Annotated in this window: 17 protein-coding genes; 6 read left to right on the forward strand and 11 right to left on the reverse strand. The window is 60.4% G+C overall.

Annotated features, from left to right (window positions below; all coding sequences use genetic code 11):
- Position 1 precedes the first annotated feature (1 nt).
- From BQ8482_RS16785 to BQ8482_RS16805, 5 genes are all read right to left on the reverse strand, one after another.
- Positions 2 to 1,900, reverse strand: coding sequence for an ABC transporter substrate-binding protein (locus tag BQ8482_RS16785; protein ID WP_123148669.1), 1,899 nt, complete (start codon positions 1,898 to 1,900; stop codon positions 2 to 4).
- A complete protein-coding gene (locus BQ8482_RS16790; RefSeq protein ID WP_123148670.1) occupies positions 1,897 to 3,792 on the reverse strand; it encodes an ABC transporter ATP-binding protein in 1,896 nt (631 codons plus the stop codon). Before BQ8482_RS16790 ends, BQ8482_RS16785 begins: the two co-directional genes overlap by 4 nt.
- Positions 3,793 to 3,955: 163 nt before the next feature.
- Positions 3,956 to 5,296 carry an adenylate/guanylate cyclase domain-containing protein gene (locus BQ8482_RS16795; protein WP_123148671.1) on the reverse strand — a complete coding sequence of 447 codons (1,341 nt, stop codon included), beginning with the start codon at positions 5,294 to 5,296 and terminating at the stop codon, positions 3,956 to 3,958.
- 206 nt (positions 5,297 to 5,502) lie between these two features.
- The gene (locus BQ8482_RS16800) at positions 5,503 to 6,846 is read right to left on the reverse strand and encodes a nucleotide sugar dehydrogenase (protein WP_123148920.1); all 1,344 of its coding nucleotides are present in this window, start codon (positions 6,844 to 6,846) and stop codon (positions 5,503 to 5,505) included.
- A gap of 111 nt (positions 6,847 to 6,957) precedes the next feature.
- Complete coding sequence (locus BQ8482_RS16805) at positions 6,958 to 8,118, reverse strand: DUF3095 domain-containing protein (RefSeq protein WP_123148921.1); 1,161 nt, start codon at positions 8,116 to 8,118, stop codon at positions 6,958 to 6,960.
- A gap of 93 nt (positions 8,119 to 8,211) precedes the next feature.
- On the opposite strand from BQ8482_RS16805, the gene BQ8482_RS16810 reads away from it, so the two are divergent.
- Both BQ8482_RS16810 and BQ8482_RS16815 read left to right on the forward strand, forming a co-directional pair.
- On the forward strand, positions 8,212 to 9,300 hold the full coding sequence (locus BQ8482_RS16810) for a glycosyltransferase family 4 protein (protein ID WP_123148672.1): 1,089 nt from the start codon (positions 8,212 to 8,214) through the stop codon (positions 9,298 to 9,300).
- Complete coding sequence (locus tag BQ8482_RS16815) at positions 9,297 to 10,061, forward strand: polysaccharide deacetylase family protein (protein WP_123148673.1); 765 nt, start codon at positions 9,297 to 9,299, stop codon at positions 10,059 to 10,061. The genes BQ8482_RS16810 and BQ8482_RS16815 overlap by 4 nt, the downstream gene beginning before the upstream one ends.
- Before the next feature lies 1 nt (position 10,062).
- On the opposite strand, the gene BQ8482_RS16820 is transcribed toward BQ8482_RS16815, so the two are convergent.
- The 3 genes from BQ8482_RS16820 to BQ8482_RS16830 all read right to left on the reverse strand — a co-directional run bounded on the left by BQ8482_RS16820 (position 10,063) and on the right by BQ8482_RS16830 (position 14,365).
- On the reverse strand, positions 10,063 to 10,917 hold the full coding sequence (locus BQ8482_RS16820) for an MBL fold metallo-hydrolase (RefSeq protein ID WP_123148674.1): 855 nt from the start codon (positions 10,915 to 10,917) through the stop codon (positions 10,063 to 10,065).
- A 122-nt stretch (positions 10,918 to 11,039) separates the two neighbouring features.
- Positions 11,040 to 11,489, reverse strand: coding sequence for a cyclic nucleotide-binding domain-containing protein (locus BQ8482_RS16825; protein ID WP_123148675.1), 450 nt, complete (start codon positions 11,487 to 11,489; stop codon positions 11,040 to 11,042).
- A 161-nt stretch (positions 11,490 to 11,650) separates the two neighbouring features.
- Entirely contained in the window at positions 11,651 to 14,365 is a 2,715-nt protein-coding gene (locus tag BQ8482_RS16830) for an ABC transporter transmembrane domain-containing protein (protein WP_123148676.1), read from the reverse strand.
- Positions 14,366 to 14,386: 21 nt separating this feature from the next.
- Between BQ8482_RS16830 and BQ8482_RS38150 the strand changes: the two genes are divergently transcribed.
- Positions 14,387 to 14,824 (forward strand): hypothetical protein, encoded by a 438-nt coding sequence (locus BQ8482_RS38150; protein ID WP_165848600.1) that lies wholly within the window; start codon positions 14,387 to 14,389, stop codon positions 14,822 to 14,824.
- Entirely contained in the window at positions 14,824 to 15,495 is a 672-nt protein-coding gene (locus tag BQ8482_RS16840) for a class I SAM-dependent methyltransferase (protein WP_123148922.1), read from the forward strand. Before BQ8482_RS38150 ends, BQ8482_RS16840 begins: the two co-directional genes overlap by 1 nt.
- Positions 15,496 to 15,553: 58 nt before the next feature.
- Here the strand turns inward: BQ8482_RS16840 and BQ8482_RS16845 are convergent, their stop codons facing one another.
- From BQ8482_RS16845 to BQ8482_RS16855, 3 genes are read right to left on the reverse strand one after another with little or no spacing between them, the layout of a single operon-like run.
- Positions 15,554 to 16,750 carry a glycosyltransferase family protein gene (locus tag BQ8482_RS16845; RefSeq protein WP_123148678.1) on the reverse strand — a complete coding sequence of 399 codons (1,197 nt, stop codon included), beginning with the start codon at positions 16,748 to 16,750 and terminating at the stop codon, positions 15,554 to 15,556.
- Positions 16,747 to 17,991, reverse strand: coding sequence for a glycosyltransferase (locus BQ8482_RS16850; protein ID WP_123148679.1), 1,245 nt, complete (start codon positions 17,989 to 17,991; stop codon positions 16,747 to 16,749). The genes BQ8482_RS16845 and BQ8482_RS16850 overlap by 4 nt, the downstream gene beginning before the upstream one ends.
- Position 17,992: 1 nt before the next feature.
- Positions 17,993 to 19,207, reverse strand: coding sequence for a glycosyltransferase family protein (locus BQ8482_RS16855; RefSeq protein WP_123148680.1), 1,215 nt, complete (start codon positions 19,205 to 19,207; stop codon positions 17,993 to 17,995).
- Between the two features lie 482 nt (positions 19,208 to 19,689).
- Here BQ8482_RS16855 and BQ8482_RS16860 point away from each other — a divergent pair, with 482 nt between their 5' ends.
- Both BQ8482_RS16860 and BQ8482_RS16865 read left to right on the forward strand, forming a co-directional pair.
- Positions 19,690 to 20,655: an ABC transporter substrate-binding protein gene (locus tag BQ8482_RS16860; RefSeq protein ID WP_123148681.1), complete on the forward strand. Its 966-nt coding sequence runs from the start codon at positions 19,690 to 19,692 to the stop codon at positions 20,653 to 20,655.
- Positions 20,652 to 21,344 (forward strand): L,D-transpeptidase, encoded by a 693-nt coding sequence (locus BQ8482_RS16865; protein WP_123148682.1) that lies wholly within the window; start codon positions 20,652 to 20,654, stop codon positions 21,342 to 21,344. The genes BQ8482_RS16860 and BQ8482_RS16865 overlap by 4 nt, the downstream gene beginning before the upstream one ends.
- Positions 21,345 to 21,508 lie beyond the last annotated feature (164 nt).

Below are 21,508 nucleotides of genomic sequence, written 5' to 3' on the forward strand. Positions count from 1 at the left end.
CTCAGGACTCTCCAAGCCAGAATGTATCCGGCATGTAGACACCGAAATAGGCGGTCGGGTCGTAGCCGTAAAGCGCCTTGTCAGGCAGATTGCGCAGCCGCGAGGACGCCAGAATCGGCTGATGCGTTCCGTTCACGGTGCCGATCGAAAACACCTGATCAGTGTAGATCGACAGCATTGAATTCCAGATTTCGGCGCGCTCCGTGGCTTCGGTCGATGCCTTCCAGCGCTTGAGTAAAGCCATCAACTCGACGACAGGCGGAAGATCGGGCGCCTCACCGACCTTGCCATGAGACAAGTAGTGAGCACCCCAGAGCGGCCATTGCAGCTGGTCGTCGATGGTGGGGGCCAGCTGGTACGGGTTCATGTCGGCGGTCGGCACGCCATTGTCGATGCCCGACCACATCGACATCATGATCTGGCCGCCAAGCGCGCGGCTGCGGAAGATATCGCGCTGCGAAGTCCGGATGAACAGGGCGATCCCGATCTTGCGCCAGTGATCGGTGATGAGTTCGAGCGCGTCGGTTTCCAGCGTGCTTTCGCCGGCCGTTTCCACTATGACCTGCGCAGGGCGTCCATCGGGAAGTATCCGCAGGCCGTCATCGTCACGCGTCTGAAGCCCGGCCTCGTCGAGCAGCGCATTGGCCCGGTCGGGATCATGGGCGACCCAGGCTTTCGCGAATTCCGGCCGGTAGAGCGGGCTCTCCGGCAGGACCGTATCGGCACTTTCCTGCGCCAATCCGTAGAACACGGCCAAATTGATCTCGCGCCTGTCCACAGCGAGCGAAAGGGCGCGGCGCACGCGCACGTCACGAAGAAGGCCACGCCACACCTGGTCGGCACAATTCAGATTGGGCAGCAGCGCCAGCCGCGAACCCTGTGTGCGTTTCCAGAGATGCATCTTCACCGGGTAGCGCTTCTCCGCATCCTTCAGGAAGGAGTAGTCGGTGAAGTCAATTCCCATGCTTTGCAGGTCGCTCTCGCCCGCACCGGTCTTGGCGGAAATGATCGCCGGCGAGCTGACATTCATGACAATCCGGTCAACATAGGGCAGTTGCCGGCCATTCTCGTCTATTCGATGAAAGAACGGGTTGCGCTCGAAGACGAACTGCTCAGCCGGCGGCTTGGTCCGGTTCTGCCAGGGATCGAGCGTCGGCAGTTCCGGGTTCTCCGGGCGATACTGCCGCGACATGCGGATATGCAGGAGCGTCCATTTCCGGGCCCGGTTCTCCTTCATTAGGCCGGCGAGTCGGGATGGATCCTGGTATTTCTTGTGGAACTGCTTGAGATAGGCGGCCGGCAGAACAAGCGATAGCGGCGAAGCAGCAGCAAGCTTGGGCAGGAAGTCGGGATTGGGCGCATCCCAACTATAGCGGACCGTCGACGGATCGACGATCTCGAAACGTGGCGGCTTGCCGTCCGCCAGCAGGGCCGGGGCAAGCCCGCCTTGCGAAAGCTCATCGTTCAGCCAGACATCTTCCCAGCAATAGCGAAAATCCTCCGGCGTCAGCAGGCTACCGTCAGACCATTTATGCCCTTCCCGAATCTTGAAAGTGAAGACGCGATCATCCGCTACGTCGAAACTTTCGAGAATGTCGGGTTGCAAGTTAAGCTTTTCGTCATAGCCGACCAGGCGAGCATACCCGTAGATCGTCATCATTCGGATATCTTTCTGGCTGCCGATGATCGTGCGCAGCGTGCCGCCATACTGGCCGGGCTGCCGGCCCATCGCGGCGAGGTTCAACGCGCGCGGGCTCTTGGGCAAGCGTTCGGCGAGTGCCGGCAGCGCCCTGGCCTTCAGCTGCGGCTGAAGAAATTCCGGCTCCAGATCGCCGGCGCGCGACGTGCCCGGCAGAAATGCCGAAGCCATAAGTCCAAGAACGGTGCGCCGGCTGATCAATGGCGTAACTCGCTGACATCGGCCGTACGCCGGGCCAGCACGAGGTGGCCGCCGCCAAGGTCGAGCGGCGACAGCATATCCTCGTCGCCCTCGTCGCGGAATTGCGATCCCCATGCGCTGGTGTCGGAAGCGCCGCTGAGCTTCAGCGTCTTGAAATCCATCGGCCTGTCGAGATCGGCGAAAGGTACTGCGGCGACCAGTGAGCGCGTGTAGGGGTGGACCGGTTTCCTAAGCAGAATTTCGCGCGGCGCAAGCTCGACGATACGCCCGCCGCACATCACCGCGATGCGGTCTGCCATGTAGTCCACCACCGCCAGGTTGTGGGATATGAACAGGTAGGTCAGGCCCAATTCCTTCTGCAGGTCCTTCAGAAGGTTCAGGATCTGCGCCTGGACAGAGACATCGAGCGCCGAAACCGGCTCGTCGCAGATCAGGAGCTCAGGCCCCAGAGCCAACGCGCGCGCGATGCCGATACGCTGACGCTGCCCGCCGGAGAAACTGTGCGGATAACGCTTGATGAAGCGCGGATCGAGCCCGATTGCCTGCATCAGGCTCTTGACCGTGGCGAGTCGGGACGCGGCATTGCCACGCTGATGGATTTCCAGCGGCTCGCTCAAGATATTCTCCACCGTCATGCGAGGTGAAAGCGACGAAACCGGATCCTGGAAGACCATCTGGATTTTCGCGCGCAGCATGCGCAGGGCGTCACCCTCGGCTTCCAAGACGTCGATCGGTCCATCGCGGCCGTTGAAGATCAAAGAGCCGCCGCTAGGGGTGACAGCCCGCATGAGGATCTTGCTGACGGTGGTTTTGCCGGAGCCGCTTTCGCCGACCAGACCCAGGCACTCACCCCGCCTGATATCGAAGCTCACGCTGTCCACGGCGCGAACAGAGGTTTGATGATCCCCGCCGAACCATCCGGACTTGCGGGTGGTGAAGGTCTTTTTCAGATCCCTGACCGACAGCAGGATGTCGTCCGGCCCCTTCGATGCCGGCGCCGTCTGCTCGCCGAGCAGGTTCTCGACATTCACCGGCACCTCGCGGAGCGCCTTTAGCCTTTCGCCAGGCTTCAGGTCGAAATGCGGAACGGCTGCCATCAGGCCCTTCAGGTAAGGGTGACCTGGCCGACGGAATATCGCCTCGACAGGTCCCGCTTCCATGATCTCGCCTTGGTAGATGACCACCACCTCGTCGGCGACATTGGCGACCACGCCAAGGTCGTGCGTGATCAGCAGCATCGCCATGTTCAGCTTGGTCTGAAGCTCGCGCAGCAATTGCAGGATTTGCGCCTGGATGGTGACATCCAACGCCGTCGTCGGCTCGTCGGCGATCAACAAGGCGGGCCGGCAGATAAGCGCCATGGCGATCATGGCGCGTTGACGCAATCCTCCCGAAAGTTCAAAGGGATACATGTCGTAGGCGCGCTCGGGATTGGGAAAGCCGACAAGGCCGAGCATTTCCTCGGTCCGCGCCTTGCGCTCTGCCCGAGCCATGGGCTTATGAATCTGCAGGGATTCGCTGACCTGGTTGCCGATCGTGTGCAGCGGCGACAGCGATGTCATCGGCTCTTGAAAGATCTTGCCGATGCGGCTGCCTCTCAACGCCCGGATATCGGGGCCGTCACGCGGCATCTGCAGGATATCCTGCGTCGTGCCGGGCTTTTCAGGATCGGAAAACAGAATACGGCCGCGAACATGGGCTGTCTTCGGCAAAATGCCCATCACTGCCTGGCTTATAACCGATTTTCCGGAACCGGACTCGCCCACAAGCGCGGTAACCTTGCCGGGCAGGACGCGAAGGTTTGCACGCCTGACGGCATGCAACGGTCCCCCGATAATGGCAAAAGAGATGCCAACATCCTCGATCCGCAGCAGATCAACACCCGAATTCATTCTCACACCAGCCCCACTCTGGCAGCCTGCCGGGCGGCAGACCCAGAAAGCGAGACTAGCGCATTGCCAGCCTAGAGCAACTTGGATTCGAATCGGTCGCCAGTTCCCTGACGGAACCGGCGACCTGACTGCATACCAAGGCGTTCGGATCAGATCGTGGCGGTTACTGGAGCTTCCTCGGGTCGCCCGCCGACAGCCGCGCGGCATCGCGATGAAGCAGCATGACCTGTTCGGCGTCCGATATTCGGTCGTAAATCGGCTCCAGCGCACCGTCCTCATCGAGTGCGAGAGCACCCGACAGATCGGGTGAAAGCACCGTCAGCTTCTGCTTGATGCCCGCCAGTTCCTCGTTGCCGAGCGTCAGCCAGCTGTTGGCGCCGCAATAGCTGGCGAAGTCTTTGCTGGCGAGAACGCTGTGCGGATATTTCTTGGTCAGGGTCTGGAGGCGCTGGACCTCGTTTACAGCCGAGCCGAAGACAGAGAATGTTAGCCGGTCGGTAAGTCCGACATTGCCGAACATCACATTGCCGACATGCAGGCCGATGCCAAATTTTATGTCGCCCAATCCCTGCTCCTTTCTGCGCAGGTTGAGATCCATCATGCGCGCGGTGGCCTTGTGCGTTGCCGCAAGAGCAGCCTGGCAGGCGGTCTCGGACTGCGCACGGTGCCTTTCGCAAGGGTAGACCGCAATGAAGCCATCCCCTATGAAACTCATGATCTGCCCGCCTCTGCGATTGAAAGGTGCAGCGATGGCATCGAAAAACTGGTTCAGCGTATCGATGTAGATTTCGCGGCCGGAAGTTTCGGCAAGCCTTGTCGACCCGCGCATATCGGCCATGACCAGTGCGGCCCGGATTGTGTCGCCCTCGCCGCGCTTGATCTGGCCGTCCAGCACGCGCCTGCCGGCGTCGCCGCCGAGATAAGTGATCATCATGTTGTCGGCGAGCTTGGTGAGCACCGCCATCTTGGTTGCAATAGCGAGATGGTTCTGGATGCGCAGCAGCGCCGAAATCATGCTGTCGCTGAAGCCTGAAGCACTGTCGGTGGACCAGGACCCGATCATGCCCTGACTGGTATTGCCGCTGAAGGGATGGACGAAAGCCATGTAATCGGTGACGCCCATAAGCCTGAGGTCATCGAAAACAGGAAACTCCGACGGCACCGACGGGTCTAACCGGCGCCGCAGATGGTCGAGCTTGTTGCTGAGCAGATGGTAGTATGGGCTGGTCAGGAATCTGTCAGAATGAACGCCGTCCTCTTTGCGGAAGCCTTCCACTTCCATGCCCTGGCCACGAACCCAGGTGAAGCCAAGCGCGTCATAAAGCGGATGAAGCATCGAAAAGCTCAAATGCACCCGCTTCAGCGGCAGGCCGGCAGCAGCCAGCCGTTCACAAAAGCCCTTTACCAATGTTTCCAGGTCGTTGCCCGCCAGCGCCGATTGGGTCAGCCAATCGGCAACCTTATCCATGAGAATGGTGGAAATTTCTGCTTGCGCTGTGCTCATGCTATCTTGAGACCCGTCAAAGACGAGCCATTCTCCTTTAATCCGCCACGACACGGTCCGCTAACGACCCAAAGACAAGACCCTCGAAGTCAATAAAGCCGGCTTCGGCGGTAAAAGCCGGCGAAGGGGCATTATGTGGCGAGGCTGCCGGCGGAGTGCAATCACGATCCTGACATCAGGCAAAAAATTCGCCGGCTCAGACGCCGTCAGGCCTTCACCACCATCTCTCGGGCTAGCCCGAGACGGCCAAAAACATTGCGTGTGTCGACGATCAGAAGAGCGTGATCAGCGATCGCCTGATAGTCGATCGCGTCGTGGTCGGTTGCAACGACGACAGCATCGAAATCCTTCAAGGCCGTCTCGGTCAATTCGACCGAGCGCCGCCCCTTGATCGCCATATGCTCCCGTGTGGTCGGGATCTCGGTAACATGCGGATCGTGGAATTCCGCCTTGCCGCCCCATTCCTCGATGAGTTCAATGAGCCGCAATGAAGGGCTTTCGCGGATGTCGGGCACATTCTTCTTATAGGCGAGTCCGATGATGAGAATGCGCGAGCGGCTGAGCGCCTTGCCGCAGCGCCGGTCCAGCGCCTTCGCCAGTTCATCGACCACATGACGCGGCATGGCCGTGTTGATCTCTGCCGCCAGCTCGATGAAGCGGGTCGGCAGTTCGTATTCGCGCGCCTTCCACGTCAGGTAGAAGGGATCGATCGGAACGCAGTGCCCGCCAAGTCCGGGGCCAGGATAGAAAGGCATGTAGCCGAAGGGCTTGCTCTTTGCCGCCTCGATCACCTCCCAGATGTCGATGCCCATCGCACCGAGCACGACCTTCAACTCGTTGACCAGGGCTATGTTGACCGAGCGGAAGATGTTTTCCGTCAGCTTGACCGCCTCGGCGGTCGCCGTGGTGGAAACCGGAACGACGGTCTTGACCACGCCCTGGTAGAAAGCCTGCACGAGTGTCGCCGCTTCAATGCCGTCGCCTGCCACGACCTTGGGGATCGTCGCGACTTCAAAGCTGCGGTTGCCGGGATCCTCGCGTTCGGGCGAGAAGCCGAGGAAGAAGTCTATCTTCGACTGCAAGCCGGTTTCTTCCAGTATGGGCTTGATCACGTCGTCGGTGGTGCCGGGATAGGTGGTCGATTCCAGCACGATCAGCTGGCCGAGACGCAGATGCTTCGCGATGGTGCCTGCCGTGTTCCTGACAAAGGAGAGGTCCGGCTCACGGTTTTTCGTCAGCGGTGTCGGAACGCAAATGATGATGACATCGCAGACGGCCAGTTCGGCAAAATCCGCAGTGGCGCGGAACCGTCCGCTCGCCACCTGGCCGGCAAGGGCTGTCGACATCACCGCCTCAATATAGGATTGGCCGTTGTTCAGGCTCTCGACCTTCTGGGCTTCGATGTCGAAGCCGGAAACCGGGAAGCCGGCGCGTGCGATCGCAACCGCCAGCGGCAACCCGACATAGCCCAGCCCGATCACGCCGACTTGCGCGGCGCGCGTCGAAATCAGGTTCAGAAGACGGTCATATGCCGATCGTGAGGCGTCCAAAAATCTGCTTTCCGTCAATTCGGACAGGCCGTCCGCTCCCATGGCGAAGCTCACCTGGTTCCCCAAGAACCACGAGGCATATTGCGGAAAATCGATTTCCGCAAGTCGTCGTCAGACCGCCACCTTCGCCTTCAGGCTTGCGGCAGCCATCGCATAGCCGCCGGCGGCGCCATCGATGAAATGAACGTGATCGCGCTGCAGCGGCGAGGCGACGAGGCATGTCATCAAGGCCGATTTCTGGCGGTGCAGGCCATAGTTGCAGATGCCCGCCTCTTCCGCCTGTTTCAGCCGGTTCTCGATCCGTTGCAACACATCCGCGTCAACGTCGATAGTCATCTTCAAGCCGTCGTCGAACTTCCGGAAATCCGAATTGCTGGCCACGTCGCGTTTGTAGATCTTCGGATCGAAACTGCCGATCGTCCAGCCATATCTGTCGGTGACAGCCGTAAGCGTCAGCAGGAACAATATCCACAGCTTCGACAGCCACCGCCAACCTGCCGGTGCCATGGCCCGCGCCTCGATATCGATGCCGGCGGGCGAAAAACTGTAGGCCGGCCCGTTCACCGGCAACGGGTGGCCTTCGCGTTCCTGCCCGCCGGCAAGGGCGATGATGTCGGAAGCCAGAAACTGAAAACCGCGCAAGTCGCGCGACGCCCCCGGTATGGCTATGATCGAGACGATTTCGCCATGCCGGGCTTCGATCGGGTTCCAGCGGCAGGAGAGGCCGGTCAGATCCGGCCGCGCGCCGGCTGGCGCAGGATCGATGCGGTAGCGCCCCGCTTTCATCTCGGCTTCCGCCCAACTGCCGCCACCGCCGGCGAACATGGCATAGAAGACCGCTTCGGAGGCCCGGAACCTCGCCACGCGAACGTCGAGGCCTTGCGCTCTTATATCCTTTATCGGCACGATTGCGGCACGCAAGGTCAGGTCCAGTTCGTCCGCCACCCATCTCTGGACAGCCGCCAGCGCGTTGCGGGTGATCTCCAGCGCCGAGCCGGGAAACGCCACGAGCGCGCCGTCGCCGCCGAAGACAAAGGGAAGATCTTTCCGACCCAGCGCATTGAGCAGCGCCGAAATGACGCTGGCGCCGGCCATATTGACGGTTTTATAGCGCCCAGCGCCGATCGCCTTGGTCGAGCCGACGATGTCGGCGGTGGCCAGCGCCCAGCCATCCGGAAGAGGCCGATAGTTATCGATATCGGCAACGCTTTCGAATTTTGCGAAAACCGGCAAAGAAGCGACAAATGGGTCGGACGCGGCAGCTGTTTCCATAAGCATCAGATAGCACATTCCACTGCTTGAAGGTGAAGTCGATCATGCTTCGAAATTGACTTGCGCAGGCTTTCCGATGATAGGGTTCCGGCGATGCGAATTGCCTTCTACGCGCCGCTGAAGTCGCCCAACCATCCCGTTGCCTCCGGCGACCGCCAGATGGCACGGATGCTGGTCAAGGCGCTGGAGCATGGAGGGCATAGCGTCGAACTAGCATCCGAATTGCGCTTCTATCTACGCGAACCGGAGTCGAAAAGTTTCGATGCGCTCAAGATCGAGGCCCGAGAGGAAGCCGCGCGGCTGGCAAAGCTTTGGGATCGTGACGGCAAGCCCGATCTCTGGTTCTCCTATCATCCCTATTACAAGGCGCCCGACCTGATCGGACCCGAGCTGGCGTCGGCCTTTGCTATCCCCTATGTGACAGCGGAAGCCTCCTATTCGAGGCGGCGCAATGCCGGTTTGTGGGCCGATACGCAAGCGTTGGTGGCGCGAGCGGTCGAACAGGCAGCGCTGAACATCTGCTTCACGCAAAGGGATCGTCAGGGACTGACGGATGCGATTCCCGACGCCGCTCTCGGTATGCTTTCGCCCTTCATCGATACATCGGTATTCCGGGAAATGCCGGCACGGGGTTGTCCGACGCGCCTCGTTACCGTCGCCATGATGCGCCCGGGTGACAAAGCCGAAAGCTATCGCATGCTGGCGCAGGCGCTCGGTCCGATCGGCCACCTGCCCTGGACCATGTCGGTCGTCGGGGATGGGCCTGCCCGTGACGAGGTCAAAGCGCAATTCGCCGGCTTGCCCGCCGACCGTATCGAATGGCTTGGCGCGATTGAGCCAGCCGCCGTGCCGGATGTCCTCTACAGTGGGGGAATTTACGTCTGGCCGGGTTACGGCGAGGCCTATGGCATTGCCTATCTTGAAGCACAGGCCGCCGGCCTTCCGGTGGTGGCACAGGACATCGCCGGCGTGCCGGAGGTCGTGCGGGATGGCCAGACCGGGTTTCTCACCCCGCCGGGCGATGTAGCGGCGTTCGCTTCTGCCATTGAAAGGCTTCTCGCCCGTAACGACGAAAGAACCATCATGGCCGCGGAAGCCAGACGTTTCATCCTCGAAGAACGTTCCCTCGGTCCTGCAGTGGCGCGTCTGGCCGAACTTCTTGCGAGGATCCCGGGTTCATGACATCCGATCAGATCTGGCGGCCCTTGGTGGAAGAACTGGCGTGCCGGCAACGGGCGGACCGTAAGGCAGAGTTTTGGCTGCGCGACGACGACGCCGTGGATCCGACGCCTGCGCTTGATCGGCTGCTCGACCTCACCGGTGAATTCGCGGTTCCGGTCACTCTGGCCGTCATTCCGGCCCTGACTGATGAGAAGCTTGTCGTCCGGCTTGGCGAGGCGCCGCATGCCACGGTCGCCATCCATGGCTGGGCGCACCGAAATCATGCGCCCGAGCACCAGAAAAAGCAGGAGCTCGGCGCGCATCGGCCGCGCGAGGCGGTGCTCGATGATCTGGCTCGCGGGCTGACGCATGTAACCGACCTGCACGGCGCACGTGCCGTTCCGATGCTGGTGCCACCCTGGAACAGGATCGACGCCGGCTTGGTATCCGACCTTGGATCGATAGGATTTTCGGCATTGTCGGTCTATGGGCCGCCGGTGCCGGCTTCACTTGCGGTCATCAACAGCAATGTCGACATCATGGATTGGCATGGCACGCGCGGCTGCCGCGACCATGGCCTATTGGTTCAGGCTATCATCGCGCAATTGCAGCATGCAATCGACGGCGGCGAACCGGTCGGCCTGCTCACCCACCATCTCGTACATGACGAATCGGCCTGGCTCTTCCTCGAACGGCTGTTCACAGTCACCGCTCAGACTGAAGCCTGCGCATGGCTTCCGATCAGGACATTGATCGGGCGCAGCGCCGGTAGAGGAAAATAGCTCAGCGCTTTTTGCGCAATGAGACTGGAAATTTGAGCGTCTGGCCATCCCGCGCGGCAAAAGCGCCGGCAAACCTGTCTTTGGCCAGTTTCTCGATCTCGTCCAGTTCCGCGTCGGTCCGTGTCGGATCGTGGTGAAACAGCGCAAGCCCCCGCGCACCGGCCGCCTCACAGAGCTTGACGCCCTGTTGCCATGTCGAGTGCCCGTAACCGCGGCGGCGTTCCATTTCCTCCTCGGTGTAGGTGCAATCGTAAATGACGAGGTCGGCATCTTCGATCAGGCCGAGCACCGCCTGATCGAGTTTGTCCGGTTCGTGCTCAGTGTCTGTGATCACCGCCACGACGCGGCCGCCCCATTCGACTCGGTAGCCTATGCAGCCGCCCGGATGGATAAGACTGCCGGTTCGGACCACCACCCCTTCGCGCGGCCGAAGCACGTCTCCGGATACGAAATCGCGATAGTCGAGGCTTGCCTTGCAGATCTCCAGTTTCACCGGAAACCACGGCGGCCGCATGAACTCATCGACCATCTGCCGGGTCGTCATGTGTCCTGCAAGATGCCCGGACCAAAGCGTAACCTTGACGCTCCGGTCATAGATCGGCGCAAAAGATGGCAGCCCGATGATGTGATCGTAATGGCAATGGGTGAAAAGCAGGTCGAAATCGGTCACGGCCAACGCCTGAAGCGCCCCGCCGGCAGGCCTTAGGCCAGAGCCTGCGTCGAACAGAAGCGTATGCTTACCGCATCGCATCTCAATGCAGACTGTGTTGCCGCCATAGCGAGAGAATTCTGGCCCTGATACCGAAATGCTGCCGCGCACACCCCAAAACCTGACCAGGAAAACGTCGTCGTCCATGCTACCCCTTCGCCCATCTTAGCCAAACAACTGCTGCTAGGCGAGACAGGCTTTCTCCGGGTGACCTTCTCAGCAAGAGGACAGTCCCATCACGACGGCGAGGATCGAGCGCACGTCATTCGTTATTTGGCGCTTCGTGCGTCGATCAGATCCGCGGTCGTATGGCTTAGGCGATCGGCAAGAACCCGCAATATCTCGATGGTCATTTCCGGGAACTCCCTCATAAGCCTCAGGAAATGATCCTTGCGGATTCTCAAGGCTTCCAGCGGACTTGCCGCTCTTACGGTGGCAGTGCGGGAGCTGTTGCACAATATGGCGATCTCGCCAACAATCGAATTTGGCTCCAGTTCGGCAACTTTTATCGGTCCGCTGTCGGAATCGACCAGAATATCCGCCCTGCCTGAAAGGATGACATAGGCGGCGTCTCCCTCGTCGCCCTGCCGGAAAAGGATCTGACCGGCGCTGTAGCTCACACGATCGGATGTGAACGCAAGCAGCTTGAGCTTTGTCGGCTCGATGGCAGAGAACAAGGGAACGCGTTGCAGCATTGCAACTTCATCCTTGAGCAGCATTGTCGCAAACCTTCCCAAAATTCGCGTTTGCCAGACTAGAGCAACGGACGCCCAGATGAAATGAATTCTGTTTCCGGGATGGCGAGACGCCCTTCGCTGAATCCCTTGAGCTTGCAGTAAATTCCCACCGGCAGAATGATCCCATCTGAATGTCCGTTGCTCTATGACAACAGTTCCTTGAAGATACCGTTCCCTGACAAAAGTGTCTCGGGTGTTCCGTCTTCCACCAATTTACCCGAGTCGAAGACGATAACGCGATCGAACATCATCCCCATCGCCGGATTCGTCACGACCCACACAATTGCCGGCGAATGGTCGTCGCGCCTGGCTTCCTCGAGCACGTTTCGCAGCACCTTATCCTGCATGCGCTGGTCGAGCGCCGACAGCGGCCGGTTGAGAATGAGAAAATCAGGACGCTTGAGCAGGGCCCGGGCAACATCGAGCTTCTGTCGCTGTCCACCGGTCAGCCGCCTGCCGCCGGAGCCGACGTTGAAGTCCAGGCCGACATCCAGAAGTTCGGCATAAAGCCCCAGTTCGTCAAGAATGTCATAGACGATGGAGCGTATGCGGTCCGGCGCGTCGGGATGGTTGATGCCCACACGCCCGAACAGGACATTATCCATGACGGTGGCCGCGGCAATGTATTTGGCAGGATCATACCGTTCGATCGCATTTTGCAGCTCGGGCGGCAGGTTTTCATAGAACCGGTTGCGTGCAGCGACGATCTTGCTCATCAGCTCGTCGCTCAGCAGGCCGAAGCGGTGCCGGGGCTCGATATAGGCAAAGCTCAAGGTGACGATCATGGCGCGGTCGTTCTCCGAAACCGCCTCGTGGGGACGGTTCTTGAGCCGTTGCAGCAAGGTTTCGTAGCTGGGTATCTCCTCGGCGCTCATGAAGGCGAGCTGCTGGAAGAACGGGTGATCGGGCGGCAGGTCGGCAAACAGCTCGATCGCCTGTTCGGCGATCTCCATGCCCATTTCGTAGAGCGTGCGGTCGAGGCCGGCTTGCCTCAGCACAGAAGCAAAATAGGGATTGGCCGCTAGAGCCCTGTCGGCCAGTTCGGGGCCGGCGGCAGCGCCGAAGAGCAGGTTTTGGCCGATCGTTGCTTCCTTGTTGTAGGCTCCCGGTTCGAAAGGAACCACCAGTTCGCTCAGCCCTTCGTGTTCCAGCCGGGTTCGCAGCGCCGCACGCAGTTCGACGATCCGCCTGGCAAGCTCCGTGTGACGCGTGAGGTCGGCCGAAGAGCGCAAGCCAAGATCCAGAATGTCGCGCGATAGAACAACCGCGTCGAGCACCCGGCGCACGGCTTCAAAGAGGTCGTGCGGGCCGGTAGCGCCGGCGGAAGCATAGTTGATCCAGTCGCTGTGGATATCAAAATCCGGATTGCCCGACCGGCGCGCCTCGTTGATGTTCCAGCGGTGCTGGTCTGCCGCAGCACCGTCATAAGGCACCGATGTCAGCGGCGCATGCTTCAACCCATAGAGCAGGTTATCGCGGAGACTTGCCTGGAACAGGAAAACGTCCGACGAGGCATAGGACATGCGCCGGCCGGTCACTGCTTCGGGGAGTTCAAGCAGGTCGTCGGCGCCCGAAGCGACCCTTCCGCTGTCCGGCCAGTTCAGCCGCGCGAAGGCTTCTGCAAGCGCCTCGGCTCCACCTGTTGCGGTACTGACCAGCGCCACCGTCTCACCCGGCTTGATCTGGAGGGAGATACGGTCGAGGAGCATTGCACCGCCATCGTCTGCTATGGACAGACTGATCGCCGACAGGGGGTTGGTCATCGGATCGGGATCGTCGATCGTCAACGCCTCGATTCTCGGCGCAATGAGACCCTCGGCGGTGAACTGTTCAACAACCTGCTGATATTTGACCTGGATATCCTGCCGCGCCTGATCCCAGTCGATCAGTTCTTTCATCGGTCCGGGCAGATCCTTGTAGGCGCCGATCACGGCCACGAGCTGACCGACGTCCAGCCGCCCCTGGATGACCAGATACCCGCCGATCATGTAAAACAGAAAGGGCGTGACCTGCGCGAGAAAATTGTTGAGGAACTTCACCATGAATTTCCATTGGTAAAGATCGAAGCGGATCTTAAAGATGAGCCCGAGCCGGGCAGCTATGTCGGCGCGCTCGTAGTTTGATGTGTCGTGGACGTGAACCGCGCCGATGCCGTCGACGATTTCGCCAACCCGGCCCGAAAGCGCGCGCGCCGTCAACTGCCGTTCGCGCCCGAGCACGATCAGCCGCCGCCGCATTCGCGGGATGAGCGCGATCTGGATCACCACGATCACGGCCGCTATCATTCCGAGCCAGAAGTTCTGGACCACGATGAACAGCATGGCCGTCAGCGCCTGGCCGCCGAGCAGCACCGGCTGCACGAAGGCATCGCCGATGAAGCCGCCCAGCGGCTCCACCTCGTCCTTCACCATGGTCGCCACTTCGGCGGATTTCACCCGCTTGAAGTAAAACGGCGGAAACCGCAGCACACGATCGATCAGATCGAAGCGGATACGCCGCAGCATGCGTTCGCCGAGGCGGCCCTTGTAGGTGTTGATGTAGAGTTTGAACAGGCCGTTGATGACGACTAGCAAGAGGAACACAAGGCTCAGGGCAAACAGCGTCGCCTTGCGGTCGAGCTGAAAACCGGAGAAGAACTGGACCTCTCCGATGAACGGCAGGTCATAGTGTAGCCTCATGAATGGCTGGGTCGCGCCCGGTTGCCCGAAGCCGCTACCTTGGATCGGGCCGTTGACGATCAGCTTCGGCAGGTCGAAGGACATGAAATACGGGATCATCGAAAGCACGACGATCATCAATATCCAGAGCTGCTGCTTCTTGGTGTGCGTCCAGATATAGCGGGCTATGCTGGGTTCCATATGGACCCCTCAGTTGGAAGGATGCAGGATGTAAAAGCACCTGCTGGCGAATGGCGTATCGGCAATTTCTTCATCGCCAACAACAAGCTCGAAGCTGCAGCGCACGGAGATTGTCCTGCGCTCAACGATGGAAGGAACCTGCGAGGCGGCGCGATCCAGTTCCGGCGCATGGTCGATGAGAACGTCACAGGCATTGTTGATCAGCGAAGAAAGCAGCTGGCCAAACGGTTCGCGGCTTCCGTAGTGTTTTGGCGAATAGCCGAGCAGCACGAGGCCGCAGCTGCGCCGCTGGTGCTGGCGGATGGACGCCGATGGTCCGGACAGATGCAACAGGTTCTCTCCGGCACCGGGCAATGGCGAAGCCGCTTGCAGCATAATCACGTCCGCGAATTAAACAGCCTTGCGGCAGGCAAGATTGCGTTGTGTCGCCCGAAATCCCAACATACAAGACCAATATGATGGATGTCACGCAACCACGCAATGCCGGCATGGAATGGCACGAGCAAGCCTTGGACCTCACGCGGGGAATTGCTGCCTATGTCAACTGCCCGGTGGTGGCAGGGCTGGCCCGCGTCATCACCAAGCATCCGAAGGCCGATATCGCCAACGCCTTCAACCACAAGCAGGTCGCCTGCAAGATGTGGGCGCTCGACAGGCTGTTCGAAAGCTGCGGTGGCCGGTTCGGGCGCATATGGGTTCTGGGTGGATGGTACGGCGTATTGCCGGCGATGCTTTTCAACGACGCCCGCTTCGACATCGCGGCGGTCGATAGCATCGACATCGATCCCGAAGTCGCGCCGGTCGCCCGGACCCTCAACCGGGAAGCCGGCGACCGGTTCCGGGCGCTGACGGCAGATATGTACGCACTCGACTATGCGGCCGGGCGGCCCGACCTGATGGTCAATACGAGCTGCGAACACATAGCCGATCTGCGCGCCTGGCTTGCTCTGCTTCCGCGGGGCACGACTGTACTGCTGCAATCGAACGATTATTTCAGCGAGCCGACGCACATCAACTGTGTGGCTTCACTTGCAGCCTTCGAAGCAATGGCGGCGCTACGGGAGGTGCGGTTCTCCGGCGAACTGCCGACAAAAAATTATACGCGCTTCATGCTGATTGGAACTGTTTAATGCATTTCGCCCAAAAGTGCGTAGCGCGTCGCACGAATCTCGCCAGACGCGACGCGCGTTAGGATCCATCGTCTGTTTGATCATGAACTTTTCCGAAACCGGGCCTCACTTTTAGGGACCATGTTCGATACCGCTCGCGCAGGATTTGCGCCGAGCGACGCGCGCCTTCCAGATCGAGACGATGCGCGGCTGGCGTCGGTCCCACAAGCGCCTGTTCGATCGCTTGCGCCAAACCTTTAGGCGTTAGGTCCCTTTCCATCAGCACCGTTGCAAGACCGAGTTCTTCGAGCCTCAGGGTGCGAACCGTCTGTTCGGTTTCCCCGCCGGCCGCAAATGGAACGAGCAGGGAGCGACAACCCGCGCGCAGGACATCGCAGACCGTGTTGTAACCCGCCTGCGAGACTGACAGGCGGGCGCCGGTCAGCAGGCCGGCGAAATCCTCGCGGAACCGGAAGATGGACAGGACCGGCGAGGCATCGCGTGCGATCGCGTCAAACTCGTCTTTCGGCAGGTTTGGGCCGGTGATCAAACACCATTTCCAAGCGTCGTTGGCATTCCGCGCCGCTGCGATGGTGGAGCTGACAAGGCTCTTTCCGGCAGCCCCGCCGCCAACCGACACCAGAACGTCGAAGCGCTCGGAGGCCGCGGGCGATGGCGGCGCGGCAACGAGCCCTGTGTAGGTGACCTCGGCCTTGATCGCCCCAGCCAGTGGAAATGTCTTGTCGATGGTTGCGAAAGCCGGATCGCCGTGGACCATAACAAGGTCGAAATGCCTGTTGATCAGATCGACCGTTTCCTCGTTCCGGCCCGGCTTGACGCGCTCCTGAAGGATATCACGGACGGACGTCGCCAGCAGCGGTCTGGGCGACATCGCGTCGATGGCCTCGATCAGCGGCAGGAGTTCGAAACGCATCTGCCGGCGTCCAAATGGAAACGCCTCGACAATGACGATATCAGGCCTGAAATCCCGGAATGCCTGCAGCAGCATCTCTGAACGCCATTTCTTGAAATCATCGTCGATGGGTTTGCCCTGCAGGTCGACAAGTCCGGAAAATCCTTCATCACCGGAGGTGACAGGTGGCAGGGTTACAGATTTTGCACCCAGTCCCGGAAACCCCGCGATCGGCGCTCCGCCGGTCACGACGGTTACGTCAAACCCGTCATCGACCAGAGCCGCCGCAATGCGGCTGGCGCGCGCGAGATGGCCGATACCGAGCAGGTGCTGGACATAGAAGAAAGCGCGCAGCCGCTTCATTCGGCGGCCTGCCACTCCCGCTCGAACAGTTCCTTGAGCTGTCCAATGCTTGCCATATGATCGAAATTGCCGCGCACGCGCCGCTCTGCGGCGTCGCCGAGGCGGGCGCGCAACACGGGATCACGGATCAGGCGCTCCAGCGCCTGTGCCAGGGCAATTGGGTCTTCCGTCGGAACCAGCAGCCCGGTTTCATCCGGCGATAAAAGCTCCGGCACGCCGGAAATATCGGTCGATACGCAGGCAAGCCGCTGGCTAGCCGCCTCCACCAGAACATTCGGCAGACCGTCCCGGTCGCCATTTGCGGCGATCCTGCAGGCCAGGGCGAAGATATCGGCACAGCGGTAGTGCTCAAGCACCTCCTCCTGCGCAAGCGCGCCTTTCCAAGAGACGCGACCATCCAGGCCGAGCTTTTGCGCCAGCGCCTTGAACCGTTCCAGTTCCTCGCCGCCGCCGATATGCTCGAAACGCCACGCCAAATCACCAGGCAAGAGGGCAAGGGCCTCCAGCAAGGTATCGTAACCTTTCTTTTCAACGGCGCGCCCGACACTCAGAACGATAACCGGTTCGGCCGGCGCCGAGCCGTCATGCTGTTTTCGCGCCTCGCCGAAACCGCCGAAGCGATCAAGGTCTAGCCCATGATAGCTCAGATGCACAGACGAGTTGCCGTTAGCGAGTTTTTTCAGACGGTCGAAGCCGGCTTTCGTGCAAGTGACCGTCCAGCGCGCCGAGGAAAGCTTGCCAGCCAGATCCCAGTCCGCCGAAGTCCAGATGTCCTTGGCATGGGCCGAGCAGCTCCAGGGCAGGCCACGAAGCTGGCTGGCATAGCGCGTCACCGATGCCGGTGTGTGTGCGAAATGTGCATGCAGCCAGCTCGCGCCTTCCGGCCATTCGGCCGCCAGCACGAGCGCTTGCCCGAAGCGGCGCGCGCGATTGCGCGTAAAGTCGCGGCGGATATCGGTAGCCAGCGATCCGAGCGCGCGCCAGAAGCCCGGCCGCAGCAGATAAGCAAACAGCGAGCGAACCACGCGCAGCGGCTCTTCATGCAGATATTCCGGCAGATAATGGACGGGCGCTTTGATCTCGTCATGCACGGGGTGGCGTTTTGCGTCGGTCGGCCGCCTGAGCGCGACGAGTATCAGGTCGAACCCCGCACGCTCCAGGCCGAGCAGTTCCTGCGCGATGAAGGTTTCCGACAGCCGCGGATAGCCCTTCAGAACAACGACGATCTTGCGATGTTGCAACTCAGTTCATGCCTTCAATGACCGAAAGGTGATGCCCGCCCCGCCGGTCGAGCAGTTCCGCGACGATTTCGGAAATGTGAGGCAGCCCTTCCAGCGTCAGATGCGGATGGCTCTGCGATGGGCCGGGCCGGTCCGGCAGCACCTCCAGTGCATTGGCAAACCGCTGGGAATCCTCGGCTTCTTCCGGCAAAAGCATCTCGATGAGGCCTAGTTCGGCTGCGCGCCGTGCTCGGATCAGTTGTTCCTCGCGGGGCTTGACGCGCGGCACGATCAGCGCCGGCTTGTCGAAAGACAGTATCTCGCAATAGGTGTTGTAACCGCCCATCGCCACGACTGCCTTGGCGCCGGCAATCAGCTCTTCCATGCGGTTGTCGAACTCGATGATCTTGATATAGGGGATCTTGGACCCCTTCTTGAGCAGCTTGTTGCGCTTGCGCGCCGGCATGTAAGGCCCAAGCACGATCAGCGCCCTATGCTGCAATTGCGGATCCTGCTGATAGGCATCGATGACGCTGTGGATCAGTTCGGCGCCGTCACCGCCGCCACCGGTGGTAACGAGGATATAGTCGCCCTCGGGCCGGTGGCCGGGCAACTCGTTCTTCTGCAGGCTCCGTTGCAGGAAACCGACGAACTTCATCTTTGCTCTGATAGCCGGCGGCACATCCAAGCCGGTCAACGGATCGTAGAAATCCGGCGGACCATAGGCCCAGATCTTGTCGTAGAACAGGCCTATCTTGCGCATCACATCCCTGCGTGCCCATTCTGCTTCGAGCAGATGCGGCGCGTCCATCACCTCGCGCAGGCCAAGCACGAGCGTGGTGCCCCGCGTCTTGAGGTAGGACAGCGTGTCCTCGATCTCACCGCGCAGGCCGAGCGGTTCCTTGTCGACGATGAAGATATCCGGCCGGAAGGTCTCGGCTGTGTGGCGGATGATCGACTGGCGCATTCTTAGCGTCTCATGTAGATCGATATCCTTTTCCAGCGAGGTGTATTCGCCGTTGCGCAACTTGATGACGCTGGGGATCTTCACGAAGTCGACACGGGCGCGGTAGTCGAAGGCGCCAGCGATAGTCGCACCCGAAATGATAAGCACCTGAAGTCCGCGGAAATCCTCAACCAGCGAATGCGCGATCGTCCGGCAGCGCTGCAAGTGGCCGAGCCCGAACGTGTCGTGGCTGTACATGAGAATTCGAGCATTTTGTGCGTGCTGGGTCATTGTTGAAAGTCTTTTAGAATTCTCGGCTTGAGGACCGTTGGTGACCCGCACGAAACCATCCTCGCGAATCTACCGACCTGTTTTGAAACATGAGGGCGCAATTTTCAATTCGTATTACCCAAGAGGGTGCATATGCTGAAACTAGGAAGCTGCGTCTACTTAGCGGCCTGCTTGCCACGTGGTCCAGAAGAACCTGCATCATTTCACTGGTATTGACCATCTCGGATTCTCGGCGGCCTTGACCGCCACCGCGGACATCCTAAACATTGGGCCCGGCGGCCGCGTTTTGAGCATCTTCCCATACGGAATGTCATCGAGTAGCGTGCAGGGGCGGCATGTGACGGCGCTCTCTTTGGCGAATGCACTGCCGCACCTTCAGCAGTTGCCGTCGGCAGATGGGAGCTGCTGTCACAACCCGGTGCTTGCCGTGACAGATTGTTCCCGTCCCGGTTCGTTTTAGCACCGAAGCGAGGGGGAAGAAAATGCACAACCGATTTCGGCAGTGCCTGCGCAGATTGTCGCTGGCGGCATTGACGATGCTGGCGGCCCCGGTCCACGCGGCTGATCTCGTCATTGCAATGCCGAACTGGCCGTCGGGCCAGGCGACGGCAAACATTCTCAAGGTCAGCCTGAAGCAACATTTCGGGCTCGATGCCGATGTGCGCGAGATGGGGACGCTTATCGCCTTTGCCGGCCTCAATTCGGGCGAGGTGGATATTCATCCCGAAATCTGGCTACCCAACCTCGACAATCTGGTGAAGAAGTATGTCGACGGTGCCGGCACGGTAGCCATCAGTCCCATCGGTGTGCCGGCATGGCAAGGCATATGCGCTACCCGCGAAACTGCCGACAAGTTTGGGATTCGTGACATTTCGGACCTCACCGACCCGCGCAAAACCGCCGCTCTGGACACTGATCGGGACGGACGTGGGGAACTCTGGATTGGCGCTGAGGGTTGGTCCTCCACAGCGATCGAGCGTGTCCGCGCCAACAGCTATGGCTATGCCAAAACAATGACTTTGCTGGAGACGCCGGAGGATGTCGGAATGGCGGCTGTCGATGCCGCTGTCGCTACGGCTCATCCGATGGTGTTTGCCTGCTACGCGCCGCATCACGTGTTTAAATTGCATGAAATTGTCCGGCTTACCGAGCCGCCTTTTGACCCGGCAAAGTGGAAGATCGTGCTGCCTTCCGAGGACCCGCTCTGGGTCTCCAAGTCCAGCGCGCCGGTGTCATGGGATATCGCGCATTTCCACATCGCTTATGCCACCTCATTGCGCAAGAAATATCCGAAGGTGGTCGAGTTCCTGGAACAGGTCGACCTCAAGCCCGAGGACGTTACAAAGATGAGTTATGCGCTTCAGGTGGAGCGTCAGGATCCTTACGAATACGCCAAACAATGGGTTGCCGCGCAGGGCGCTCGGGTGCACGGTTGGGCAAATCCATGACCGGAAAGCTGATGATCGCGGGACGCGCCGCTCTCCAGCGGAAATCCCTTACGGCAATTGTCGCGGTAGCGTTCGGTCTTGTCGCGGTGGCGGCGCTGGCTGCGGGAACACAGGTTTTCGATCCGAAAACCCGCAAATGGGTGGACTACGACCGTACCAAGGCGCGCAAATACTATGCCGCGCATAATGAAGTGCCAGAGGCGTTTCGCCCGCAGATGGTCAAGTTCCGCACCGCGGAAGTGCCCGGTACGATCATCATCGATGGCAACCAGCATTTCCTCTATCTTGTGCAGCCGGGTCAGCGCGCCATGCGCTACGGTATCGGGGTGGGCCGGGAAGGGTTTGGATGGGCCGGAATCGTGCGCGTCGGCCGCATGGCGGAGTGGCCGACCTGGACACCGCCGGCCGAAATGATCGCTCGTGATCCGAATGCGGTCAAACATGCGGGCGGCATGCCGGGAGGGCCTGACAATCCGCTCGGCGCCAGGGCGCTCTATCTGTATGAGCGCGACCAGGACACGATCTACCGGATACACGGCACGCCGGAGCCGTGGACGATCGGGCTCGACGTGTCATCAGGGTGTATCCGGATGAGGAACGACGACATCACCGATCTCGCATCCCGCGTCAAGGTTGGGGCCAAGGTCATCGTTCTCATGCAGGGGGCGGCACTTTACAAGGGTGTGTGAAGCCGGGGTGTGTGAAACCGGGGTGTGTGAAGCGGCATTCGGAGAGGGACCAGGCAATGTCGGCAAAACGTGCAGTGAGAACTTCGATCCGGGCAACAGCAATTGGATTCTTGGTGGGGACCCTGAGCGCTTGCGTCAGCGCGCCGCCGCCGCCTCAGGACCAG

The organism is Mesorhizobium delmotii (assembly GCF_900149755.1).
In the GTDB taxonomy this organism is placed as follows: Bacteria; Pseudomonadota; Alphaproteobacteria; order Rhizobiales; family Rhizobiaceae; genus Mesorhizobium; species Mesorhizobium delmotii.